The organism is Enterococcus mundtii, assembly GCF_002947535.1.
Lineage (GTDB): Bacteria > Bacillota > Bacilli > Lactobacillales > Enterococcaceae > Enterococcus_B > Enterococcus_B mundtii_B.
On the sequence record NZ_PUAP01000052.1, the window covers coordinates 20,068 to 44,854 of the forward strand.

Annotated in this window: 25 protein-coding genes and 1 pseudogene; 4 read left to right on the forward strand and 22 right to left on the reverse strand. The window is 38.0% G+C overall.

Features of this window, described 5'->3' with window-relative positions; translation table 11 throughout:
- The first annotated feature begins 229 nt into the window (after positions 1–229).
- Positions 230–2,365, forward strand: a complete 2,136-nt coding sequence (locus CUS89_RS14920) for a glucosaminidase domain-containing protein (protein WP_104872692.1) — start codon at positions 230–232, stop codon at positions 2,363–2,365.
- Between the two features lie 326 nt (positions 2,366–2,691).
- Here CUS89_RS14920 and CUS89_RS16495 read toward each other — a convergent pair whose 3' ends face one another.
- The 5 genes from CUS89_RS16495 to CUS89_RS14945 all read right to left on the reverse strand — a co-directional run bounded on the left by CUS89_RS16495 (position 2,692) and on the right by CUS89_RS14945 (position 7,354).
- The gene (locus tag CUS89_RS16495; RefSeq protein ID WP_258082443.1) at positions 2,692–2,835 is read right to left on the reverse strand and encodes a type II toxin-antitoxin system PemK/MazF family toxin; all 144 of its coding nucleotides are present in this window, start codon (positions 2,833–2,835) and stop codon (positions 2,692–2,694) included.
- The gene (locus CUS89_RS16500) at positions 2,829–2,966 is read right to left on the reverse strand and encodes a hypothetical protein (RefSeq protein ID WP_258082446.1); all 138 of its coding nucleotides are present in this window, start codon (positions 2,964–2,966) and stop codon (positions 2,829–2,831) included. The genes CUS89_RS16495 and CUS89_RS16500 overlap by 7 nt, the downstream gene beginning before the upstream one ends.
- 218 nt (positions 2,967–3,184) lie before the next feature.
- Positions 3,185–4,351, reverse strand: a complete 1,167-nt coding sequence (locus tag CUS89_RS14935; RefSeq protein ID WP_104872709.1) for an MFS transporter — start codon at positions 4,349–4,351, stop codon at positions 3,185–3,187.
- A 68-nt stretch (positions 4,352–4,419) separates the two neighbouring features.
- Positions 4,420–5,751, reverse strand: coding sequence for a 6-phospho-alpha-glucosidase (locus CUS89_RS14940; protein WP_104872693.1), 1,332 nt, complete (start codon positions 5,749–5,751; stop codon positions 4,420–4,422).
- A 13-nt stretch (positions 5,752–5,764) separates the two neighbouring features.
- On the reverse strand, positions 5,765–7,354 hold the full coding sequence (locus CUS89_RS14945; protein WP_104872694.1) for an alpha-glucoside-specific PTS transporter subunit IIBC: 1,590 nt from the start codon (positions 7,352–7,354) through the stop codon (positions 5,765–5,767).
- Positions 7,355–7,534: 180 nt separating this feature from the next.
- On the opposite strand from CUS89_RS14945, the gene CUS89_RS14950 reads away from it, so the two are divergent.
- A complete protein-coding gene (locus CUS89_RS14950) occupies positions 7,535–8,302 on the forward strand; it encodes a MurR/RpiR family transcriptional regulator (protein ID WP_104872695.1) in 768 nt (255 codons plus the stop codon).
- A 48-nt stretch (positions 8,303–8,350) separates the two neighbouring features.
- Here CUS89_RS14950 and CUS89_RS14955 read toward each other — a convergent pair whose 3' ends face one another.
- From CUS89_RS14955 to CUS89_RS15010, 12 genes are all read right to left on the reverse strand, one after another.
- Complete coding sequence (locus CUS89_RS14955) at positions 8,351–8,620, reverse strand: DUF2087 domain-containing protein (RefSeq protein ID WP_104872696.1); 270 nt, start codon at positions 8,618–8,620, stop codon at positions 8,351–8,353.
- 134 nt (positions 8,621–8,754) lie between these two features.
- Positions 8,755–10,569, reverse strand: a complete 1,815-nt coding sequence (locus tag CUS89_RS14960) for an FtsX-like permease family protein (protein WP_104872697.1) — start codon at positions 10,567–10,569, stop codon at positions 8,755–8,757.
- 14 nt (positions 10,570–10,583) lie between these two features.
- Positions 10,584–11,336, reverse strand: a complete 753-nt coding sequence (locus tag CUS89_RS14965; RefSeq protein ID WP_104872698.1) for an ABC transporter ATP-binding protein — start codon at positions 11,334–11,336, stop codon at positions 10,584–10,586.
- Positions 11,329–11,706 carry a YxeA family protein gene (locus CUS89_RS14970; protein WP_104872699.1) on the reverse strand — a complete coding sequence of 126 codons (378 nt, stop codon included), beginning with the start codon at positions 11,704–11,706 and terminating at the stop codon, positions 11,329–11,331. Before CUS89_RS14970 ends, CUS89_RS14965 begins: the two co-directional genes overlap by 8 nt.
- Before the next feature lie 209 nt (positions 11,707–11,915).
- The gene (locus tag CUS89_RS14975) at positions 11,916–12,785 is read right to left on the reverse strand and encodes an SPFH domain-containing protein (RefSeq protein WP_104872700.1); all 870 of its coding nucleotides are present in this window, start codon (positions 12,783–12,785) and stop codon (positions 11,916–11,918) included.
- Positions 12,786–12,811: 26 nt separating this feature from the next.
- The gene (locus CUS89_RS14980; protein WP_104872701.1) at positions 12,812–13,303 is read right to left on the reverse strand and encodes a DUF5348 domain-containing protein; all 492 of its coding nucleotides are present in this window, start codon (positions 13,301–13,303) and stop codon (positions 12,812–12,814) included.
- 196 nt (positions 13,304–13,499) lie between these two features.
- Positions 13,500–14,366: a DUF4097 family beta strand repeat-containing protein gene (locus CUS89_RS14985; RefSeq protein WP_258082444.1), complete on the reverse strand. Its 867-nt coding sequence runs from the start codon at positions 14,364–14,366 to the stop codon at positions 13,500–13,502.
- Positions 14,367–14,369: 3 nt separating this feature from the next.
- Positions 14,370–14,984 carry a DUF1700 domain-containing protein gene (locus CUS89_RS14990; protein ID WP_034690030.1) on the reverse strand — a complete coding sequence of 205 codons (615 nt, stop codon included), beginning with the start codon at positions 14,982–14,984 and terminating at the stop codon, positions 14,370–14,372.
- Entirely contained in the window at positions 14,977–15,294 is a 318-nt protein-coding gene (locus CUS89_RS14995) for a PadR family transcriptional regulator (RefSeq protein ID WP_010736371.1), read from the reverse strand. The genes CUS89_RS14990 and CUS89_RS14995 overlap by 8 nt, the downstream gene beginning before the upstream one ends.
- Positions 15,295–15,653: 359 nt before the next feature.
- Positions 15,654–15,980 carry a hypothetical protein gene (locus CUS89_RS15000; RefSeq protein WP_104872702.1) on the reverse strand — a complete coding sequence of 109 codons (327 nt, stop codon included), beginning with the start codon at positions 15,978–15,980 and terminating at the stop codon, positions 15,654–15,656.
- A gap of 200 nt (positions 15,981–16,180) precedes the next feature.
- Complete coding sequence (locus tag CUS89_RS15005; RefSeq protein ID WP_104872703.1) at positions 16,181–17,245, reverse strand: HAMP domain-containing sensor histidine kinase; 1,065 nt, start codon at positions 17,243–17,245, stop codon at positions 16,181–16,183.
- Complete coding sequence (locus CUS89_RS15010) at positions 17,245–17,913, reverse strand: response regulator transcription factor (RefSeq protein WP_104872704.1); 669 nt, start codon at positions 17,911–17,913, stop codon at positions 17,245–17,247. The genes CUS89_RS15005 and CUS89_RS15010 overlap by 1 nt, the downstream gene beginning before the upstream one ends.
- 145 nt (positions 17,914–18,058) lie before the next feature.
- On the opposite strand from CUS89_RS15010, the gene CUS89_RS15015 reads away from it, so the two are divergent.
- Entirely contained in the window at positions 18,059–20,395 is a 2,337-nt protein-coding gene (locus tag CUS89_RS15015) for an ABC transporter ATP-binding protein/permease (protein ID WP_104872705.1), read from the forward strand.
- Between the two features lie 183 nt (positions 20,396–20,578).
- Here the strand turns inward: CUS89_RS15015 and CUS89_RS15020 are convergent.
- The 4 genes and pseudogenes from CUS89_RS15020 to CUS89_RS15035 all read right to left on the reverse strand — a co-directional run bounded on the left by CUS89_RS15020 (position 20,579) and on the right by CUS89_RS15035 (position 23,459).
- Positions 20,579–20,916, reverse strand: a pseudogene (locus tag CUS89_RS15020) (type II toxin-antitoxin system PemK/MazF family toxin).
- Positions 20,853–21,065, reverse strand: a complete 213-nt coding sequence (locus CUS89_RS15025) for an AbrB/MazE/SpoVT family DNA-binding domain-containing protein (protein WP_308726901.1) — start codon at positions 21,063–21,065, stop codon at positions 20,853–20,855. The pseudogene CUS89_RS15020 and the gene CUS89_RS15025 overlap by 64 nt, the downstream one beginning before the upstream one ends.
- A gap of 217 nt (positions 21,066–21,282) precedes the next feature.
- The gene (locus tag CUS89_RS15030) at positions 21,283–21,990 is read right to left on the reverse strand and encodes a DUF4811 domain-containing protein (RefSeq protein WP_104872706.1); all 708 of its coding nucleotides are present in this window, start codon (positions 21,988–21,990) and stop codon (positions 21,283–21,285) included.
- A complete protein-coding gene (locus tag CUS89_RS15035) occupies positions 21,987–23,459 on the reverse strand; it encodes an MDR family MFS transporter (protein WP_019723916.1) in 1,473 nt (490 codons plus the stop codon). The genes CUS89_RS15030 and CUS89_RS15035 overlap by 4 nt, the downstream gene beginning before the upstream one ends.
- A 134-nt stretch (positions 23,460–23,593) precedes the next feature.
- On the opposite strand from CUS89_RS15035, the gene CUS89_RS15040 reads away from it, so the two are divergent.
- Positions 23,594–24,061, forward strand: a complete 468-nt coding sequence (locus CUS89_RS15040; RefSeq protein WP_104872707.1) for a MerR family transcriptional regulator — start codon at positions 23,594–23,596, stop codon at positions 24,059–24,061.
- 190 nt (positions 24,062–24,251) lie between these two features.
- On the opposite strand, the gene CUS89_RS15045 is transcribed toward CUS89_RS15040, so the two are convergent.
- Positions 24,252–24,782, reverse strand: coding sequence for a PadR family transcriptional regulator (locus CUS89_RS15045; RefSeq protein WP_104872708.1), 531 nt, complete (start codon positions 24,780–24,782; stop codon positions 24,252–24,254).
- Positions 24,783–24,787 lie beyond the last annotated feature (5 nt).

The following is a 24,787-nucleotide window of genomic DNA, read 5'->3' on the forward strand; positions in this document are numbered from 1 at the left end:
ATTGTAAGTGTACTCATTTCCCCCAAAATTTGTGCCCCCACAAATGAAATAGGGTACATCTAACAATGAATGTTCAAACGAAATGAATGACTACTTAATGCTTTTGTCCAATGTTTATTTGTTTTTTATTCGTGAATCATGATTGACTTTATTCACGAAATCAAGCAACTGACAGAACAGATGCAACTTTATTAGTGCAACTGTGGAAAAAGAAAAGGAGTATTTCGTTATGAAGAAAAAAACAGCAATACGCCTACTTGCAGCATCTTGGCTGATTGCTCCAACTTTGTTATCTACACAGCCTGCGTTTGCTACAATCAGGCGAACACAGACAGCCGAAAGCTCGATCGTTGCGGAGGTACCTTCAGATACGACCGATTCAAGTACTAATGATTCCACACTATCAAGTTCTTCAACAGATTCTTCCGATAATCCAGAGGAATCAACGGAAGAATCGACCGAAACAGCCACTCGGACGCTAACGATTGATCGGAATTTACGTGGAAAAATCAAATTGAAGATCGTTGATGAAGAGAAAGAAAAATCTGAGATCAAAACGAGAGAGTACACGGAAGAAGATTTTCTAGAGATTTCTAAGTCTGGCAAAGTCAAAGACTTAGAAGAAGGAACCGAAGTTACATATATGATCACACCTGAAACAAATGAACAATTAGTTTCTGTCAAAATCGAAGGTGCGCAAGAAATCGACTATACCAAACAAATGTTTACAGTTGGCGTGACTGATTTAACGATCTCCGCGAAGTTTGAGTCGTCGACTTCCCCTTCTGAACCAACATCCCCAGAAGAAGAAACAACAGATTCTTCTGAGCCAGCGCCAGTTACTCCAGATATTCCGGATAGTGGTAATAATGGCAACACTGGCAATTCGGGAAATAATGGCAACAACAACGGAAATTCAACTACAGGAAATACAACGAATCCTTCACGACCGCCAAGTTCGTCAAATAATAATGGCAATACAAACGGTTCTACAGGATCAACAAACAATAATGGCTCATCTTCAAATCAGACAACAAACACTAATCGGCCACAGACGCCCGATCGAATTGAAAATCCTGCTTCAGAATCATCTGATTTTGTTGTAAAAACACCGATCGAAGCAATTTTACCGGCCAACACAACGAGCACCCAACAAGCACTTGTAAAAGAAGCGTATCGCCAACTGGGAAAACCATATGTCTGGGGTGCCAAAGGTCCTACGACTTTCGATTGTTCTGGTTTGACTTATTACATCTATAAAAAAGTAACTGGCCATTCAATTGGAGGTTGGACAGGGGAACAACAATATGCTGGCACACAAATCCCTGTCGAGAATGCTCAACCGGGCGATTTAGTCTTTTGGGGCCCTGCTTCTGGTACTACCCATCATGTAGGTATTTATATTGGTAATGGGAATTACATCCATGCCCCTCAACCGGGTGACCATGTGCGGATCACTTCCATCAAGGCTTACAGACCCGACTTTGCTTTACGTGTCAATATAGCTGGTTTACCACGAGCGACAAATTCGTTAGCTAGTTCACCGATTTTAGATGGGATCAACGATTCATTCCATTTCGCACAAAATCAAACAACAGATCAGTTTGTCGAAAAAATCGCTGAAGATGCTCGAGAAATTGGGCAAGAAGAAAATATTTATGCTTCTGTTATGATGGCACAAGCTATTCTAGAAAGTGGTTCTGGCAACAGCTTGCTTTCTCGCTCACCCAACTATAATCTTTTTGGGATCAAGGGCGCTTATAAAGGGAGCAGTGTTTCCTTCAATACCTTAGAACAAACGGCAGCTGGGCAAAACTATCAGATTCGTGCAGCATTTCGTAAATACCCATCATATAAAGAAAGCTTAGAAGACTATGCCGATTTGATCAAAAATGGTTTATCACATAATGCTGATTTTTATAAACCAACATGGAAATCTGAGACTAAAGATTACCGAGAAGCAACGAAGTATTTAGAAGGGCGCTATGCAACAGATCGACAATATTCTAGAAAATTGAATGCCATCATTGAAGCCTATGACTTGACGCAATACGACGAACCAAAAGAACAAGAAAAAAAGGATTCTAAAACAAACGAGCGAACGGATTCCTTTGTCGTTCCTACCCGTTGGCGAAATTCTTCGTCTACCTCATCTAGGATGACCATTTCGTTGTTCAATCAAAGAAATCCCTCACTTCTGTATCTATCAGAATTAAGATTTGCTTCTTTCTGGGACCTATGGCATCATTTTTCAGAGAGAGAAATCCCACAGAAACTTTCTGTTACGGTCAGAGAAACCGATCAGCCACTTGCTAGTCGCTTGAACCTTGATCGTGTCTTTCGGATGAAACAATTTTTGAGATAGCAAAAATGGACACACATCAAAGAACCAAAACTCAGAAGTTGATGAAATACTTCTGAGTTCTGGTTCTTTTTATGTACCTTACTCCACCTAAATAGGCGCTGGAAAGTTGCATTATTGGTTAGAAAAAATATTTGGCAATCTCTGATAACCTTTCTTTCGTTTGAGGATCAATTTGATCAATCACTTGAAGATTACTGCGTTGAGATAAATCAATGCTTCGGATATGTTGACATAATATCGTTCCTTTGATTGTATTCATCGCTGTATCAAAAATTGTTTGAAATGCACCTGAGCGTTGATATTTCCCCTGTAAATATTTTGTTGAACTACTTGATTGGCATGACTAAAACTGTATTGAAAATCTTGTTATAGTTGTCATTGCTGATGATGACACACGGGCGTTTTTTTGCTAGTTCGTTCCCTTTTGTTAGATTCAAATCTATAAAAATAATATCCCCTTGTTTTACCATTCGATTTTCTCCTCGCCTACATTCTCTCCAAAATCAACGATTTCTGTATCGTAACTCGTGTATTCTTCCGCCACAGCCAATTCATGCTTCCAAAATCCTTCAAAATCCAGATTGTTTTTTTCACTAGTCACTTTAATTTCACCTTCAGGTGTGAATTCAAAAATAACTCTCTGATTCTCTTTCAAGCCTAATTTTTGTCGCACACTCTTAGGGACAGTGATTTGATTTTTTGGATGTCATTTTAGCTGAGACTTGCACTTTTTTGTCCATAAGTATTCCTCTCCTTTATTTGAGTATACAAAAAAGTAAGGAATCCCCCACCTTTCTTGTACGCATCTGTTCAGATTTTTCATTTATTTCTTTGATACTTCCTGTAGCAGTAATAAAAAAGAAAAGCGAAGATCGGTAGCAGACTAAAAAAGTAAAGTGCTTGGTTCAATGATAACTGTTGCGCCAAGACACCTCCTAGTAAGGGAGAAATGAAGGAAGAAAGCCCCATATAAACACTTATAGATAGAAGTTGTCCGGAGGAAAAAACATTTTTAGGGGTAATCTCACTGATGATCATTCGACTACCGATAGTAAAAGCTGGTACAGTGAAAAACTGCAAGAAACTGGCAGCAAGCAATACTAACGGCGTTCGCGAAGTTGCATAAATCAAAAATTGCAGGACCAAAAAGAAACCAGAAATAAAAATCAATCGCTCATTCTTCCATTTTGTCACCGAATGATTCAATAAAAGATACGCTGGGATTTCGCAGAAAGCTTGAATCGCCCATTTTAATCCTACGAATGTATTTCCACTCTCCATTAAGAGTAACTTGTCGATCACGATCGTATTATTGGCGACGATCGTTAAATATAAAAGGAAAAATAGCAACGTATAACCTAAGAAATCCCCATTCCTGCACAGTTGATACATATCTGCAAGATTAAATTCCTTAGTTTCTTGTTCTTTATGTTCATTTTTATCGTGAGGTTTTTGGGGCACTGTTTTTGCGATATACAAATAACTGACTAGAAAAAAGAGAAAGGGAACGATCAGCCACTGGTAATTATTATTAAAAATGAATACCGGAATACATACACTCATCACACTCCAACCTAAAGAACCTATTGCTTTGATCGACGCAAGGTTGCTGCGCATCTCTGATTCTGACAGCACCCAGTTATCTAGGACAGTTGCTCCTGTATTGCATAACCCTCCTGCAATAGCCAGTACGATCAGATGTATCAGCCAGACCTCTTTTCCTAGCAAATAAAAACTAATCGCAAAGCATACGAATAGTAAAGAAACTACCATGGCAACTTTCTTTATCTGCTTGCTTCGGTCAGAATAATAGCCAATAAAAATTTGGAAAATAATCGTAGTTACACTGTAAGAAGCTAAAAACCAACCTCTTTGTACCGCATCATATCCTTGTCCAGTTAAAAACGGAACGATTTGTGTCATCAAAATAGCCATCAGCGCATATTGAAAAAAATAGACGAGTTGAAATTTATTCTTTACTGCCATATCGACTTTCAAAATGATCGGCTGAAGGATTTCCCACAGCCGATCCCTTTCATTTTTATAAGTGATACTTAGTGAAGCTCCGGCCAATAAGGAGCATTGACTTCGATCATTTCATCAAGGATTTCCTTTGCTACTTTTGCACTAGGTACCGTTTTGTTCATGATGAAGGCTTGCCATAATTTTTGATATGATTGTTGTTCCCAAGCATCGACTGCTAACTTTTCAGATGCAATTTGCTGTTCCATCAAACCTTTTTGGAAAGTAGGGATTTCACCAATCGATAGTACTTCATAACCGTCTTTCCCTACGATACAAGGCAATTCGACCATCGCATCGTGATTGAAATTAGAGATGGCACCATTATTCTCAACGATCAGGATCATGCGCTCTTTCGTATTGAATGTCAACGCACAAGCTAGATCTGTAATAAATGAGGCATGCTCATTAGAGGCAAAAAGAGTGTCTTTGGCTGTTTGATGATTAATGATCCGCTGGCATTCTTCAAAAACAATTTTCTCCCGTCCATCAATGATTTCATTCGCTCTTGTATATTGTTTATCGGCATGAGCAACCGTTTCATCAGCCATCAAATAATATTTTAAATACGTATTGGATAAAAAGGTGGGTTCGATTTCATGTAACTCTTTGGCGGCTAACATGGTTTCCAACCAGCTTGTTTCTTTGTGTTGGCCTTGTTGTGTTTGTTCCGTATAACCATATTTTTTTACATGGGCGCTTATTTTTGGTAGCAAATCATTGCCTTCATGGTCTTTGATGCTTGTCCACCACCCAAAGTGATTCAAGCCAAAATAAGATGTTTCAAAATCTTTACGATCCCGTAGCCCAATCACTCGAGCCATGATATCTTCTAAACAAACAGGCATGTCACAAATATTGATGATTTTTGAATTGGGGCGAAATCTCCTTGTTGCTTCTGCGACAACTGCTGCTGGATTAGAATAGTTCAATAACCAAGCATCTGGTGAATACTTTTCCATATAATCGACTAGTTCTAAAACTGGCCCGATCGAGCGCAACCCATAAGCAAGTCCCCCTGGTCCGCATGTTTCTTGACCTACAACATTGTGCTTAAATGGAATTTTTTCATCTTGTTCCCTCATGGCATATTTTCCGACTCGTAGTTGTGCCATGACGATATCAACATCTGTAAAAGCCTCTTTCGGATCTGTTGAATAATCAAATTCGATTTCTGGCGCTCGTTCTGCGAGGATGATCGCGCATGCTTTTGCTATAACTGCTTGCCTTTGTTCATCATTATCATAAAATTTGATTTTTCTGACTGGAAACCGTTCTCGGTCTTCTATTAACATCATCACTAATGAGGGTGTATATGTGCTCCCTCCACCTGCGATCAAGATTGAACTTTTTTTCTTACTCATGATTGTCCTCCTCTTATTTTACGATCAATTCTTCAAATGATTCTCTCACTCTTGGTACAGTCAATCCAACAATGATTTGAATACCACCATTGCCTGGATTGACTAGCCCAGAGGCACCAGCTTCCTGAAAATCAATAGGACTGGCTACTTTACTTATATCTTTCACGGTAAGTCGTAACCGTGTTGCACAATTCGTCACATCAAGTACATTCTCTTTTCCACCTACTAACACTAGATAGGCTTGTGCTTGTCGCGCATGTTTAGGTAGGTTTTTCTCCTGTTCATCTTGTTGTGTCTTCTTTTTGTTTTCGTAATCAGCTTTTGAATAAAGTTGTATCTCTGATACCTCCTCTTCACGTCCTGGAGTTTTTAGATTGAATTTTTTGATCATGAAAGTGAATACTAAGAACCAGATCGCAGTAAATGTAAGTCCGATCATAATTTGGATGAGGTAGGTTGAACCATGAAAATTCCAAAGAGGCAACCAGTTTAGTCCTAACCAATTGATCAATCCACCACCAAAATCACCAACGACGCCAAAAGCGTAAGAAACCGTAGCAATCGAAGCATCTAATAGCGCATGGACACCCCATAAAGCTGGGGCAACAAATAAGAAAGTAAACTCGATCGGTTCGGTGATTCCCGTCAAAATCGCAGTTAAAGCAGCTGGGGCGATCAATGCGATGACTTTCTTCTTTTTATCTGGATGAGCGGCTTGAATAATGGCTAAGCTTAAGCCAGCAGTTCCAAATACTTTTGACATGCCCGATAAAGAAAAACCCCCAAATGGATAAAGTTCTTTGAGTGAGAGCGCACTTGTTTGGAATTCGCCGATATTTGATGCCCAATAAGCAGCCATCCCTCCTTCAACTACCGCACTATCATAAGCAAATGGGGCGTACACAAAATGATGTAAGCCAGTTGGAATAAGGATTTTCTGTAAAAATTGATAGATGAATACACCAAAATTTCCTGAATTGATAAAAAATCCTTGCATGCTTCTCATTCCTTCTTGGATGATAGGCCATACGACACACATCAAAAGTGCTAGAGGAATCATGACAAAAAAAGCAATCATCGTAACGAAAACAGAACCACTAAAAATCGTCAACATCTCTGGTAATTCTTTTTCATAAAAGCGATTATGCAAATAAACCACGATACCTGAAATCAATAATGCTCCGATCATGCCCGTATCTAAAGTAATGATCCCAGCAATCGATGTTAACCCAGAACCAACGGCTGTCCCTTGAGATAGATCCACAGCGAAAGAATTTGGCCATAACGTTAAAATTGCATTGACGAAATAATTGAAAGCAATATAGATCACTAATGCTTCCATCGTTGCTCGAGCCGCATATTTTTTTGCTAAACTGATTGGTAATCCAATAACAAATAAAAGTGGTAATTGAAAAAACGGGGTCCACCCACCAGCGGCTACGACATTCCAGAACTTATACCAAAGTGTATCAGGTGCAGCAATATCTCCCATGATCGTTTGGTTTGAAAGAAGCAGAGAAAAACCAATCACGATACCGAAAAAAGAGAATAGCATGACAGGCGCTAACATTGCTCCGCCAAATCTTTGAATTTTTTTCATCATAGTCTTTTTGCCCTTCGTATTTTTTAGTAAGCGCTTTACTGATTGTTAGTTTACTATTAAAATGGACTCGTGGGTGGCATTTGGCGGATTTAAGAGTTTCTCACGAACAAAAGGTTTTTTTCACACAAATTGTGAATCGTCACACCATGTCTAGGCGAATAAATCATGAGGAGAAAACATATGTTACAAGACCGTATTACCACGTTTCAGTCAAGACTGACTGAAAACGATTTTCTTATCTGGTCCTACATTACAGGGCACAAGAAACATACTTTAACGATGTCTATTAATGAGTTGGCGAAACAATGCAATGTCTCACGCACAACGATCATGCGTTTTTGCCAAAAACTAGAGTTTGATGGTTTTTCAGAATTCAAATATCATCTGAAAAATGAACTTACACAGGAAAATGTGCGTCTATCTGAGTTTGAGGAGGAAATTTTGGAAAATCATATCCAAACAATCAAAAACCTCAAGAAAAAAGATTTTACTGATCTTTGTACAATGATGGCTAATGCGAATCGGATTTTTATCTATGGATCCGGTGATATACAAACGCTAGTTTCAAGTTACATGAAACTGCTCTTTGTACATAATGGATTGATACTCTATGACTTTGGTGCTGTTTCAATCAATAAGCAGTTTTACCAAATCATTCAGCCAGAAGACTTAGTCCTATTGATCACACTAAATGGTGAATCTCCAGAAGTCGTCAAATTAGCGAAGCAACTGAAACAACGAAATATCCAGACAATTGGTATCACAAAACTTAGGAACTCAACTGTCTCAAAACTTTGTGATGAAACGATTTTCTTCTTGAATCCAGAAGTACAAAATCAAGAAGATATCCTTACACCTTTTGAAACAACTTCGACGCTGTTTTTCGTGATCGAATATTTTTTGTTGAAATATGATGCTTGGCAAAAGCAAACAAATAAAAGTTCCTAAAAAAAGCATCTCTTTCGTGCCAATTTGGCTTTTAAAGAGATGCGTTTTTTATTTATTTGATTCTGTCTCTCTCACTGCCTTTTTATAGATCGAACCGTCCTTTTCTCGATCGAGATAACGGTAATCGACGAGGTAGCGCCGTAATATCGCATGATCAGGATAAATACTTTTTAGAATAGTGTTGACCTCCCTCTCTAAGTAATCTCTATCAAATTCAAACTTTGAATAAAGATGATCAAAAATCAAGCGTTTATTTTTTTCTTTTCTAGGGATTTGTTGCAGTTGCTCATCTTTGAAAAATCTAGCCAGTTCACTCATAATCAATAGCCTCCTATCGTATCCCTAGGTTTTTCTTTATTATATCCTATTTCACTAAATTTTATCGAAGGCAACAGAAAAAGCGAGAAGAGGGTTTTCTACGAACCATCTTCTCGCTCTTTATCAATCTCAACTTATTCTTTTTTGTTCAAAACGATGCCTGTATACAGCCAAGTAGTTACAACATAGTAGATAAAGTAGAGAACAAAGAATATTGTAAATGGTATCCATAAGTTGTGATATGGATCATCCATCAAAACAGTAAACATTTGAAGTCCAAATAATACATGGATGGCTCCTAGAATCCCTGGTGCTAAGAAGAGAATACCGATTTCTCGACGAATCGATTGTTTTAACAATGCTTGACGAGCACCGATCTTACCGAGCATCTCATAACGAACGACATCACTCTTGCTACCTGAGAGGATCTTGAACATCAAGCAACTTGCTAACATCGTCAAGAAGGCGATCCCTAAGAAGAAGCCCATGAATTCAAAACCTGAGAACATGCCGTTGATCATTTGGTACGCATCATATTTTTGCGTGAAACTAAACATTCCATCTTTTAATGATTCATTATTTTTATTGTTTTCTGCTACCAGATCACCAATCAGTTCAATACTCTCATGGAAATCTTTTGCTTGGATCAATTGCATACTTGTTTGTGGAAGATTTAATTGAGCAAATTCTTCTGCTGGCAGTAATTTGACTTCTTTTTCTCGTTGTTCTGGCAATTCGTAATAGCGCAACTCATCTTGATAATTTAAGTTTGTCGCTAATTCTTCTGCGGTTACTTTTTTCGTTTTGACGTTTCTTTCCCCAGTGTTAGGTGTTTGATTTTCCATGATCAAAAATGGATTTTGTTCAAACTCACTATAATTATAGTACACTGTTTTTTCGTCTTCTTTTTGTTGGTAGACCGCGTTGATCGTTGGTGAAAGTTTCTCCACTTTAGATTGATCGATCAATTCTGATTGATTCAATACTAGATCATAATTCGATACTTCATTCGTCAACTGAGTGATCTGGTTTTTAAATCCTAGACCGACTGTTAATGCACCTAAAGCTAATGCGAGTAACATCGCAACCATTGAAAGCATTTGTGTGTATTCACGAATACGGAAGCTTAACTGTGATAACGTAAAGTTGTTCAGTTTTTTCATCGAAAGATTTTCTGTTTTCTTCAATAGTTTAAGGAAGAAAATGATGACCGAATGGAAAATAAAGTACGTTCCTAAAACGATTGTAACTAACGCGACGGCGATTGCCATCAACTGATAGGTTCCGATATTTGCCATCATATAATAACCGACACCGATAAAAATGATTCCTAAAACTACTTCAAGGAAAAATAAGAATTTGTGTTGTTTCATCTGCGCAGGTGTTTGATCCGCACGTAGTAAAGTCAAAATTGGTTTTTTGACAATCGAGAATGCATTGACAAACGCTGCTAATAAGAATAGTACGATGAAAAATAGCAAAGTAATCAATAATCCATTCATATTGAACGGTGTAAAATGAGTGATTTTAATATTTAACTGGGCAACTAATAGTCGATGGACGACGCTTGTTAAACCAATCCCTAAAGCTGAACCAACCAAAGTAGCGACTGTTCCTACTATCAAGGTCTCAGAGAAAATCATTTGGGCAATTTTCCGGCCTTTTGCTCCTAGCATCATAAACATCGCATAATCTTTTTGGCGCATCGCCATCAAAAATGAGTTGGCATAAAGAATGTAAACAAACGTGATGATCCCCAATAATACCGACCCAAAGCGAAAGATGAAGACTGTCATCGCTAAAGTGGAATTATTGTTCAAAAAATCGGTGTTGCTTGCCATTGACTCGAACATATAAAAGATGGCTGAAGCCATGACTAAACCTGAAAATAGAACGATATAGTCTCTTAACCGGCTCTTGATCCCAGTAAGTGATAATTTCCAAAGCATGTTCAGTTTCCTCCTTACTGTTCTAGATTACCTAGAATAGTTAATATTTGACGATAAAAGTCTGAACGGCTTTGCTCTCCCCGTTTAACTTCTTGATGGATCACGCCATCTTTAATAAATAAGATTCGTTGGCAGTAACTTGCTGAAAAAGCATCGTGTGTTACCAATAAAATCGAGACTTTATCTTTTGTATTTAATTCTTCCATCGTGTCTAAAAGATCTTTTGCACTTTTTGAATCCAGTGCGCCTGTCGGTTCATCACCTAGAAGAATCGTTGGTTGAGTCACCAATGCACGCGCAGCTGCCACCCGTTGTTTTTGTCCGCCGGAGATTTTCGCTGGATAGCTGTCTAAAATGTGACTGATTGATAAGCGTTCAGCCACCGCATTGACTTTTTTCTTGATATCTTTTGGTTTCACGCCTTGTAAAGAAAGCGGAACTGCAATGTTTTCTTGTGCAGTCAAGTTCTCTAAAAGATTGAAATCTTGGAAAATAAAGCCGATTTCTTTTGCTCGAAAATCGGCTAGCTGATTTCCTTTCAACTTCGTGACATCTGCTTGGTTGATATGGATCGTGCCACTTGTTGGTTTATCTAATGTTGATAAGATATTCAATAAGGTTGATTTACCTGATCCAGAAGCCCCCATGATACCAATGAATTCGCCTTTTTCTACACTAAAACTGATACCGTTCAATGCTTGTGTCTGTTTCTCATTACTTTTTCCGTAAACTTTTGTTACGTTATTGATTTCTACGATTTTATCCATTATTGACCGTCCCTTTATTTAGTTTTTTTTGTGCTGCGGATGGAATTTCTTTTGCCTGTATTTCTTCATAAGACGTCACGCCTTTATTTTTATTCCAAGTTACTTTCAAATAGGCATCTTTTCTTAATGGTCGCTCTTGAAAACCATTGAAGTCCATTGTTTTTTCTTTACCATCTTTATTAAACCCCGGTAATTCATAACGATAACTGATGATTTCTTGTCCACCGTCAGCGCGATCCACCTGTTTTTCACCATCCGTTGTGATTTGAACATAATAGCTTTCCCCACCCATGATCAAATGGTCTGCTAAACGATATCCACCAAAGACGATGATGATAAACGCACCTAACCCAATCAATAATTTTTTCATCATGACTCCTTCTTTCCTGTTCTGATAAATTAAGTATAGTCAAGTAACCGTGAAAATTCCTTTCTTTTTACTATCAAAACTCTTTCATTATTGTCATATGTTCAAAAAAAAGAAATCTGGAAGTGTAACCCACTCCAAATTTCTTTTTATTGATTCAAACCGATATTCGTTGGCTAAGCGCTCCATTGGCGGATGCTTGCCTCGGTCAGCTATTTTTCTTTGTTGTTTCCAGTATTGATCACTGGTTGGGTGCCTTTATCAGTAATGATCGACACAAGTAGATTGTTGATCAACTGGATCTTTCGATCATCGGTAAAAGCGATATCCTGTCCTGCTTCGATTTGCTCCAAGGCCATTTGTGTCATTGTCACTGCGCCTTCAACGATGGTTTGACGGGCAGATAAAATGGCTTTAGCTTGTTGCCGTTGTAACATCGCACTGGCAATCTCTGTTGCATAAGCCAGGTGGTTCAATCTTGTCTCTAAAACTTCGACTCCTGCCACCGATAATCGTTCTTGTAATTCCTTTGCCAATTCATCTGAAATCGCAGTGGTATTCCCACGTAAAGTAAGATCATCCTCGTTGAATGTGTCATATGGATATTGGCTAGCGATATGACGAATGGCGGTTTCACTTTGGATCTCAACAAATTGATGATAGTTTGCTACATCAAAAAGCGCTTTGGCCGTATCTACTACCTTGAAAACGACGACTGCGGAGATCTCGATCGGATTTCCATCTAAGTCATTGACCTTCAAAAGTGAGCTATTGAAGTTTCGAACTTTTAACGACAAGTTGATTTTTTGCGCAAAAGGAATCGTTAAGAAAAATCCACTTTCACGAATCGTTCCGATATATTGCCCAAAAAAGACGATTGCCTTTGCTTGATTAGGACTGACTACTGTCAGTCCGCTGATTGCTAAGAAAACAATCACCCATAAGAAAATCCCGACAATTGAAAATCCAACTAAAAATCGAGCAACCCCTATGAAAAATAATAAGAGTCCTACGACAAACATTAGAAGAATAATAAACAGCCCTATATAGCCATTAATAGTGAATGCCTTTTTTTCTTTCATTTTCTAACTCCTAATTTTGCTTGGTCCTATTCTGTTTTTTTACGAATCCTTGCCATGGCTCCTTCTAATTCCAATTCTTTGTCTTCCGTGATATACCAACCGTTCTCATGTACGCCACCTGATGCTTCTGGCAAATATTCTAATCGTGTACGGACCCATTGTTTCGTTTCAGTAAAATAATCTTCCACTAAGATCTCTAGATCCATACCAGCGGATAATTCGAGATTCTCACGAACTGACTTGAAAACAAATCGTTCGCTTGCTTGATCGTATTTCAAAATACCCGTATCGATGATTGGCAGTGAATAATAATCTAATTCTTTTTGCACTTTCAATAGATGTTTGAACATTTCGTTGTACACTTGCTCAAGTTGTCGACCTTCGGAATTATTCGGATATTGGATCGTTACTCTTTCTTTGTCTGTATCATAATACTTAGTACTCAGTTCTGTTAAAAAATGATGCAATTTCCCTAATTCACTTTTCAATTCTTCCCGCTTGATTTCCTCTGTTTTCATTCATTATTCACCCTATTTTCCCCATATATGTACGTTTTTTCCCTTTCTTTATTCTACTATATTATTGGATGATAGGCGATGATATTTCATGTAAAATAAATAAAAAAGCGTATAATTCCTTATTCCATAAAGAATTATACGCTTCTTCAACTATTTATTCGTTATTTCGGAAAAGATAGTCTTGACAGTTCAACGATCAATCATAGACTTCTTCATAGTCTTCATCATCCATCGGAGACTCTTCGTCATCTTCACTTGTCAAATTCACTTGACTATTATGCCCCGTCACTTTAAGGTCTTTATTCCCTTGATTATAAGTCTTTGTTGTCAATGTTTCATAATTTTTGTTGATGTAAGAATCCCCTTCTAGTGTCACAGCTAATCCTTGCTGTTGATACTCATAGAACTCAATACTACTATTTTGAAGTGTGATTTCGCCTTTGATTGACTTTTCATTGTCGTTAAAAAGGATACTGCCATCACTTGCAGCCAATTTGACTTTATCTATCGAAAACTCATGCAAATCTAGCGAGCCCATTTGATTTTCAACAGTAAGAAGTTCCCCACTTACTTCATTGATCGACGTCCAAGTATTTGCTAAATTCAAGTTGATCTTCTTACTACTAAATTCATCTAAAAACAATTCATTGTTTTTCCCTTCAACCACTAATTCTGTTAAGGACATGGTTTTAGGAATCGTGATCTTCAACATCGAACGTGTGTCTGTCACGTTGATCATCGCTGCTGGCGTTTGACCGTCAGCTGAGATATCCAATGTGTGATCTTCCAGATTGATCTTTGGTTTTTGCGTTTTGTCATAAGACGCTTCAACCCCAAAGTTCACGCCTCGTTGGATCACGATATTTTGGTGATCTGCTCGGACAACGATTTTTTCGATTTTTTCAGACGAAAAATCTTTTGTTTCGCGAGTCATTTCTATGATCCTTGGTCCACCTTCCCACGTCAGACTCGTTTGGGCACCAGAGGCATAACTTAACCCTGCCATCAAGCCACCAACGACCATCAGTCCTAACCCTGCGCCTAAGATATACTTTAATTTCATTTTTTACACCCCACTATTCGTCGTATGGATCGCTCGTTTCGTAATAAACCGGCGTCCTACCCATTTGACAAAGTTCATCATCATTTGGAATAGCCATTTGGTCCCTTTTAACAGTAATGGTGCAAAGAAAACAGCACCTCCTGTGGCAAGTAACCCTAGTCCTACAAAGAACAGCCCACTAGCAATCGATTGTTGCAAGACAGCAACGCCTGAAATGATTGAAAATAAACCTGCTCCTAAAATACTGATACATACCACATAGATTCCAATGATCACGCCAATTAAGCCAATCAGAATACCAAAAATCGCTAGAATAAACGCTAATGCTAAAGGAATCAATAAAGGTGATGCACACAACCCAATGACGATCATCCAAATCAAACGGATTTTCCGTTTAGGACTTTGGCTGTATTCTGATTCATCGTCGTCTTGTTCCGAGTAATAATTGATTTTCAGCTTCAGGGCAAATTGCTTTGGTGAGCCATATTCATCCACGACTTCTTCTACTGTTTTGCCAGAATCCAAGAAGTATTCTTCATAATATTGAATAATATCAAAGCGATCATCTTCAGGTATTTCTTGAAGTTCGTCCAACACATCATTTAAATATTCATTCATTCGTATTCTCCTCCAGTAATCGGTTTAAGGAATCTCGAAACACGATCCATTTATCAATGATTTCTTCTAAATGTTGACGTCCTTTCGGAGTTAAGCGGTAATATCGGCGATTTCTGCCTTCGAATGGTTCGTCGTATGTTTCTAAGTATTCTTCTTTTTTTAATCTGCGTAAAACAGGATACATCGTTGATTCACTGACAGATAAACTTTCTTGGACGATCTTCGTTAATGCGTAACCGTACATGTCTTCTCTGCTTAAAGCTGCTAAAACTGTACCATCGAGTAAAACTGTTGGGACTTGGATATGCATTACTTCACCTTCTTTATAGTTTGCAATATTTTATATTTACCAATATTATATCACGTATAATATTGTTTGCAAGTAAAATTCACATTCATTCTCCTGATCACTTCAATATTCTCGAAAACAACGCTAAGTATCATAAAAATTCTACTTACAAAAAAGGAACAAAGACCGTAATGATTTCTGGTCTTTGTTCCTTTTGAATACTTTCTTATTATCCTCTTACCTACAACAAAGCAAACACGATAAAACTCAGTGCAAAACCTAGAAAAACTGCAAGAGAGAAACGGATCACTTCTTTTCTATTCCTGTTCAACCACGTTTCATTCATCATTTGCTACACTCCATTCTAAAATAGTCAGTTGCTAATTTGGATAAACAGAGGTGACATGATCGTATTGCTGTGCATGTTTATTGGCAGCAGAAACAGCTGTTCCAGGAAATAGATGCCACTTACTATGATAGCCACATGTATGGCATTTCCAATAATAACCGATACCACGATCTGCTTGTTTTTCATCCTCTGCACTTGCATTTGCCACAAGTGTATCTAAGACCGAATCCTGTTTCAATAATACTGTGGGAGTACCATGAGAATGAGTTGCTTCATCTGCAATGACTATGGGATTGGCTCCGCTTAGTCCAACACTTAACGTCAAAAGTCCGAGCAATAAACCGACTTGTTTTTTCAATTCCTATCATTCCTCCAATAACGGTTATTAGAAAAATATACGAATGCTCACTTATGTACGACTTGTCTTCGTACACTTTTCCAAGTATATATTACTTGAAAAATACACCTTAGAACTATTGAATCAGAAGTGGCGTTTTTTTCTTTGTTTTTGTTGGTTTATTGCTCCTATAGATCATTAACTGTTCACTTCCCTGGATCTTATTCCATCGAAGAATTTGGTTGCGTGTTTTCTTTGTCTAATTGAATGATGACGGTCGTTCCTACTTTTGGGATACTGTTATAACTGATTTTTCCATGATGCAACTCAATGATTTTTTTGACTAGTGATAATCCTAGTCCATTCCCAGAAAATTGGCGACTGGATTCCCCTTGGTAAAATTTCTCAAAGAGTCGTGCTTGTGTTTCTTGGTCCATTCCCACGCCAGAATCTGTCACTTCAACGATCACTTGAGTGGCATTTTGTGTTAAACGAATCTTGATTTTTCCTTGTGGTTGATTGTACTTGATGGCATTATCCATGAGATTCAACCAGACTTGATATAAAAATTCTTCATTGCCAACAAAGCTGACGCTTTCCAGATCGATCTCCAGTTGAAGATGTTCTTGCTCCCATTTGGGTTGTAAAAAAACAATCACTTCACGAATCTGTTCATCTAAACGAAACGGACGCTTTTCTAATTGGATTCGTTGATTCTCTAATTTATTCAGCTTCAAAGTGTTTTCTGTCAATTGTGAAAGCTGAGTGATGCTCTCAATGATCCGTTGCAAGAAAACTTGCTTTTCCTCTTCTGAGATATTCGGTTGCTGCAACAATTGCACATATCCTTGGATCGTGGCAAGTGGCGTCTTGAATTCATGAGAAACATTGGAAACAAAGTCATTTCTCAACGTTTCGATACTACTCAATTCTTGGACCATCACGTTGAAATCTTTATATAGTTGCTGCACTTCTTCAACTTTTTGTTGTTCATTCATCCGAATCGAAAAATCCCCCGTTGCTACTTTGCTCATATTCGTTCGTAAATCACTGATTGGCAGTAAGATCCGACGACCGACAAAGATCGAGATCCCTGTCCCCACCATCATACTAAATCCTGCAAAAACGACTAGAGGAAACCATGTCGCTTGTTGCTCTGAAGCAGGGACTGTTTTGTGTGACAGTAAGAAAATAAAACCTAAGAAACACAACAAAGTAACTAAAATGGAAACAAACACAATGCACGCAAAATAAATCCATAATTGTGAAAAGATTTTTTTACGCATCAAATCACCGCCTTATAGCCTAAGCCGCGAACTGTCATGATCTGGAAATCATCATTTTCAATAAAACGCGTGCGTAATCGTTTGATATGCACATCGATCGTCCGTTCTTCCGTATTGGTATCCAACCCCCATATATCATCCATTAATTGTTGACGTGTAAAAATCTTATTTGGATAAGAAAGTAGTTTGTACAATAATTGAAATTCTTTTTGTGGAAGTAAGATGGCTTGATCCTGCTTGATCACTTCATACGTTTCTTGGTTCAAGCTAGTTTGTCCAATGTTCAATTGGTGGCTATGATTGATTTTCGCTCGCCGTAACAAAGCTTCTACCCGCAACACCATTTCATTGACATCTACTGGTTTGGTCATATAGTCATCCGTTCCCAGTTGAAATCCCTTCTTTTTATCTTCAAAATCTGCTTTTGCTGTAATGATCAACACAGGTGTTTCTATGCGACTGCTTCGTAAAGTTTCCAACAGTTCATAACCATCCATCACAGGCATCATGATATCTGTGATGATCACATCTACTTGAGTACTCTCTAATCGCTTCAAAGCTTCGGTCCCATTTGCGACGGCAAAAACCAAAAAACCAGCTCGTTCTAAAACGGATTGATAAAGTTGTTGCAAACGCTCATCATCTTCTACTAGTAATATTCGATTCATTATTTCTCCCCATGTAATTATTTGAAAAATTTCAGTTTTTTTTCTGATTGTTCATATTCAGTTAACATTCATTCATTATACTACGTTCGTTGTTCTGTTATACTTATTAGTATAACGAATATTTCAAACGGAAAGAAGGGTGACAATGTTACAATTAAAAGAGATAAAGAAATATTATAAAGTTGGTGAAACAACGACAAAAGCATTAGACGGCGTATCCGTCGCTTTTAGAAAAAAAGAATTTGTAGCTATTCTAGGTCCTAGTGGTTCTGGTAAAACAACTATGCTGAACGTGATCGGCGGCTTGGATAATTATGACTCTGGCGATATGGTCATCAATGGGAAGTCCACAAAAGATTTTAAAGATAGCGATTGGGATGCTTATCGTAATAATTCCATCGGTTTTGTTTTCCAAAGCTATAACTTGATCGGGCATTTAGGAATCATTGAAAATGTTGAACTTGGCATGACATTAAGTGGTGTCTCTAAAGACGAGAAACGGAAAAAAGCTGAGGAATCATTGCGTCGCGTTGGCTTGACCGACCACATGCACAAAAAACCCAATCAATTATCTGGTGGACAAATGCAACGTGTCGCAATTGCACGTGCTTTAGCCAATGACCCTGACATCCTTCTATGTGATGAGCCAACCGGTGCTTTAGATACAGAAACAAGTGTCCAAATCATGAAGTTGATCGAAGAACTATCCAATGAGAAACTAGTGATCATGGTCACACATAACCCTGAGTTGGCACATGAATATGCCGATCGAATCATTGAGTTCTCAGATGGAAAAATCGTTTCTGATTCTAATCCACATATCGAACGTCCAAAAGATGATCAATTTAATCTACGTCGGACAAAGATGAGCTTTTGGACCGCATTAAAATTATCTTTCAATAATATTCGTACGAAAAAAGGACGAACATTTTTGACTTCCTTTGCTTCAAGTATCGGGATTATTGGGATTGCGATCGTATTAGCCCTATCTACAGGATTCCAAAAACAAATTGATCAAACACAGTCAGAAACGATGGCTCGTTTTCCAATCACGATTTCCAAAGTCACCACTAGCCCGCCTTCTGAATCGGATGGTTTGAGTTCCAACACAGCCGAATATCCAGATACAAAAACCGTCACTGCAAAAGTCAGCGACGAAGATCGGGCACAACATACAAATAATATCGACCAAGAATATGTTGATTATGTAACAAGTATCGATCCTGATTTAAGTAATAATATTGGTTTCACTCGCACGACTGGTATCAATTTGTTAAGAGATGTTGACGGCGAAGTACAGCCTGTTAGCTTCTCAAATCAAAACCCAGATTCTGAATCACTGTCCTTCTCAAGTGCGATGTCTTCCATGACTGGTGTAGGTGTTTCTAGTTTCCCAACACAACTAGACGACCAAAAAGACAATTTCTTAGAGTCAAATTACTCATTACTTTCTGGTAGTTATCCTGCCTCTGCAAATGATGTCGTATTGATCGTGGATGGCAATAATAATACCAACATCAATGCGTTGAAAAATTTAGGCTTTGATGTGAAAGACGGCGAAACACTTGATTTTGACAAAATCGTCGGCACTACTTTCAAATTAGTGAACAATGATGCGTACTATACAAAATTACCGACAGGAAACTTCATTCCTAATACGGATTACCAAGCGATGTACGAAGATGCCTCCAGAGAAGTTAAGATTTCTGGTATTCTACGTGTCAAATCTTCTTCTACGATGAATCTATTATCTCCTGGTATTGCTTACAGCGACCAATTGACAACAGAAATCGTCAATGAAAACAAAGATTCTGAAATCGTTCAAGCACAAAAAGACAGCGATATGAACGTATTGACGACTGAAAAAGTAGATGAGTCAGCAAAACAAACATTGATCAGCTATTTAGGTGGAGATAGCTTACCTTCAAGTATCATGATCTACCCAAATAATTTTGGCGATAAAGAAGAAATTCTAAACTATTTAAATGAATTCAACAAAGGCAAATCAGATGAAGATAAAATCGTCTATTCCGATTTAGCTGGAACGATGACCGAATTGACTGGTGGATTGATGGATGCCATCACGTATGTCTTGATTGCTTTTGCAGGTATTTCACTTGTAACAAGTATGATCATGATCAGCATCATCACTTATACTTCTGTGATCGAACGTACGAAGGAAATCGGGGTCTTGAAAGCCTTAGGTGCCCGTAAGAAAGATATCACACGAGTATTCGATGCTGAGACTTGCATCTTAGGGATTTCTTCTGGATTACTTGGTGTCTTGATTGCTTGGCTCGCGACTTTCCCAATCAATAGTCTCTTGTACAATATGACTGATTTAGAAAATGTTGCTCAACTAAATCCTGTACACGCCTTGATTTTGATTGTTGTATCAACGATCTTAACGATGTTAGGCGGACACATCCCAGCTCGTATGGCAGCGAAGAAAGATGCAGCGATTGCTTTAAGAGCAGAATAGTAAAATATAATAGAAAAAAACACATTTGGTTTTGACAAGTAATTTCAAAACCAAATGTGTTTTTGCTTTATTCTTTTGTTCGTACTATGTAGCTCGCGGTTTCAAAAAGGGCTTATATATCAACTTATCAAATTAAATAAATTATTTCTTCCTAAGATAAATTGATTCTCAACCATCTGATCTCTAGATAGGAAAAGAAAAATTTTTAAGAAATCTTTGTGCAATATCAAAAAAAGCTTCTTCCTCTAAAGTGTCTATATATTTAACCTTTCGTTTAGCTTTTCGGTATAGTCAAGAGAGAATACTTGAAGCGTATTTACTTTGCTTTTCTTCACTTCATCTAGCTTGAACTTGTCGCTTTGAATAGGCACAAGAAATAGTCTATTTTTATCACTTGTAGTAATTCGACATACGATAATTAAATTCGTTGCTAAATTGTACGCATCCTTACTCATAATTAAAGCCGGTCGTCTCTTTTTAACTGCATAACCTTTTGACGGTTCAAAGCCAAGAAGAACGATATCTCAATAATCAAACGTTTTTTCCCATTCTTCTCTTCTTGTATGATTTTCACTTTATCTTCTGTATGGATTTCAAGGTATTCCATGATATATTTTGGTAACCTAAGACCATTACTGTTTCCCCATTTTTTTATTGGCAACATCTCCATTATAAACGACCTCCGTTTTGTATATACATAATTATCCTTTGTAGAAAATTTCTTATTCGTATTTCGACCACTCCTTTCTTTTAGGAACTTTCTGTCTTCTACTCTTTAAATATGCAAAAATGCAAATTTCATTCCATTCCTACTTCCATAAAAAAATAGTGGATAAAGTATGTTGTCGAATACTTCATCCACTATTTTTGTCCTATTATTAAACTATTTACTTCTTCACTTCTTCAACTAATTTTGCCAATGCTTGTTTTTGATAGGTTGTCGCTAAGTCTTTTGATACTTGTTGTTGTTCTTCTTGAGTCATCGCTGGGTTTTGGGCGATGGCTTTCATCAAGCCTTCTTTTACGAAGTTTTGTGCATCGGCTTCCATCGTGCTTTTTTGTTCTTCGACACGTTTTGCCAATTCAGAGGCTTGGTCAGTACTTAATTCGATCCAATCCGCGGGAAGTTTGAACGTATTGACCCGGCGTTCATATTCATGGTTATTATCCGCTAAGTTGAACCAGAATTTGTATTGGTCATTTTTATAGACCCAATAAGTTGTTTCACTGACTTTTTCTGCTTTTCCGTCCGTTTGTTCAACCTTATTTGTTTCATTTTTTGTGCCAGTTGCTTTTGGTTCTTTTTGCTTGTCATCGGTTCGATATAAGTAGACTTTTTCTGTTCCATCTCCTAGTGACTGATAAAGCAACATATTTACGTCTGACTGATCCGCACTGGAAACGAGCGGAGTCGTTTTTGTTTCTGTCACTTCTTTCATACCAAAATGATTAGTGATATTTCCTACGATCAGCCCTAATGAGAGAACAAACAGTAAGCCAAAGACGAGTGAAAGAAGTGTTTGCCACCTTTTTTTGGCAAAAACATTCGTCAAAGCAAAGGCAATGACACTGGCAATCAATACGAAAATAATCATGCGTTATCCCCCACTTCCACCACTACTGGTTCTTTTCTTTTTAAGAAGAAAGCAATCGCAAAACCAATCAAGCCGAATATGATTGCGACAAAGAAGGCCGCATGGTAACCAGATAAAGTCGCGTTGATTGCTTGATCTTTATAGGCTAAAGGTGTACTTTTCAACACAGCATCCGTTGGTAGATTGTCTTTCGTAACATTCGTCAACACACTGATCAAAATCGCAGTTCCGATCGAACTTGCAATTTGGCGGAAGGTATTGTTCACCGCTGTTCCGTGACTGATCAAGTTGTTAGGTAAAGCATTCATCCCTGATGTCGTCACCGGCATCATGACCATCGAGATCCCAAACATCCGGATCGCATAAAGAATGACGATATACAAAACAGGTGTCGTTTCAGTCAAGAAAGCAAAAGGTGCTGTAGCTGCTGTTAAGATGAACATCCCAACAATCGCAAGACGTTTTGCCCCATGTTTATCAAAGATCGCACCAGTGATCGGCATCATTGCCCCCATGATCAATGCTCCAGGAAGCAACATCAAACCTGAGTGGAAAGCAGATTCTCCACGAATATTTTGAATATATAAAGGAACGACCATTTCCGCTCCGACCATTGCCATATTCGTTACTCCAGCTAAAATCGCTGCAATCGTAAAGGTTGGTGATTTGAAGACACGCAACTCTAAGAATGGATGTTCTAAATGTAATTGACGCCAAGCAAATGCGGCGATGAAAATCACACCAACAATCAAGAAGCTAATTACTTTCGTACTTCCCCAACCGGCGTCTCCTACGCTTGAAAATCCGTATAGCAAACTACCAAATCCAATTGTTGAAAGAATGGCAGAGAAAATATCGATACTTGGATTGGATAAAGGAATCACACTCTTCATCAAAAAGAACGCAAGTACTAAAACAAGAACGACGATTGGAATAACCATTCCAAATAAATCGCGCCAATGATAGTTATCAATGATATAACCAGATAGTGTTGGGCCTAATGCTGGGGCTAATCCGATAACGATCCCAGACATTCCCATAGCAGAACCTCTTTTTTCTGGTGGGAAGATCGATAGCATAATATTTTGCAATAATGGCATAGATACCCCTACACCACACGCTTGGATCAAACGTCCAATCAGTAGCGTACTAAAGTTAGGAGCAGTAAAACAGGTAATCGTTCCAATCAAAAAAATCGTCATAGCTGACAGATATAATTTTCTAGAACTAAATTTATTGATCAACCAAGCAGTAATCGGAATCATGATCCCGTTCACTAGTAAAAAGCCTGTTGTCAACCATTGCACATCAGAAGCTGAAATATCGAAAGCTTTCATCAATGCTGGAAAAGCAGTTGTCAGTAAGGTCTGATTCAAGACCGTACAAAATGTCCCAATCAATAACACGACAACTAATAGTGTACGATTATATGGTTTTCCGTAAATATCTACGGGTTGATTCTTACTCATATTTCTCCTTCTTTCTGAATGTTTTCTGAAATCACTAAGATACTTTATTCCTATTTTCAACTTTTGTCAACCTACTTGACACGATAGTCAACAAAAGTATAATTAAGGGAACAACCAACAAAGGAGTGTGACGAATGGTGGGGGCTTCACTTAAACAATTATTGGAAAATGACCACTTATTAGTAGGCATCAGTGAATTGAGTGAGATCGTTGGGGTTTCGCCACGACAGTTGAGATACTGGGAAAAAAAAGGCTTTATCCAATCCGTTACTGCTGACGCGAATTGCTCAAGAAAATACCGATTACCGACAGTGGTCAAAGTTGAGATCATCAAGAAATTTTTAGATGAAGGGTACACGTTGACCAAAGCCGCTGAAAAAGCTCAGGAACGTTTAAACAAAATGAGCCATGTCCGAAAAGTTTTCTCAAAATCCATCAAAGACATCCAGTTGATTGATGAACGTTATACACTCCTTTTGATTGGCGACTTCAATGATCTGGAACAGCTATGTATTATTCATGACGAAGAAACAGATGAACTGTCTTATAAGATCCTTCCAGCAGATGAAACAACTGATCCTAAAAAAATACTGGAAAAATAAGAAAAGATCGCAGGTTGATTTTTTTACTCCATTAGAACTTGTAGCCGACATGCTACAGTTAAATAGAAAAGCCACCACGAGGTCGGAACAGAAGTGTTCAGCCTCAAGAAATAAGGCGCCATCCACGAAAATTGTTTTTCAAATTTTTGTGGATGGCGCCTTTTTAAGCTGTTTGTCATAAACTTTCCATTTATTTTCTTATTTCTTGTTCCAATACTTGTGTCAACCAGTTGATATATTCGGTTTCTCGATTGATTGCGTGAGACAAGATCAAATAATGGCCATAATTTTCATGTTGGTCTTTTTCTGTCGGGAAAATCACTTGTTGTCGGGCGAATAAATGCTGTCTTTTTTCTTCATGAAGCTCCTTTTGCTGTTCAAGGATCTCGATCCATGTTGGATCATTGATGTCTTTCACAAAATAAAGTTTCAAGACAAATTCGTCTCGATTGACCGGGAGTTCGTTTGGCGAGGTATGGATCCATTCGTTTAACAAAACACGCCCTTCTTCAGTCAGCTGATAAATTTTCTTTTCTAGCTTGACTCCAGTAATTCCTACTTCATGTTTGATGATTCCAAGTTCTTCCATCTTAGCCAGTTCAGGATAGATCTGACTATGCTTTGCCTGCCAGAATTCACCGATCTCATTTTTGAATGCTTGATTCAATTCATACCCCGTTTGATTTTTTTTGCTCAGTAATCCCAACGCCGTTTGTATAATTAAGC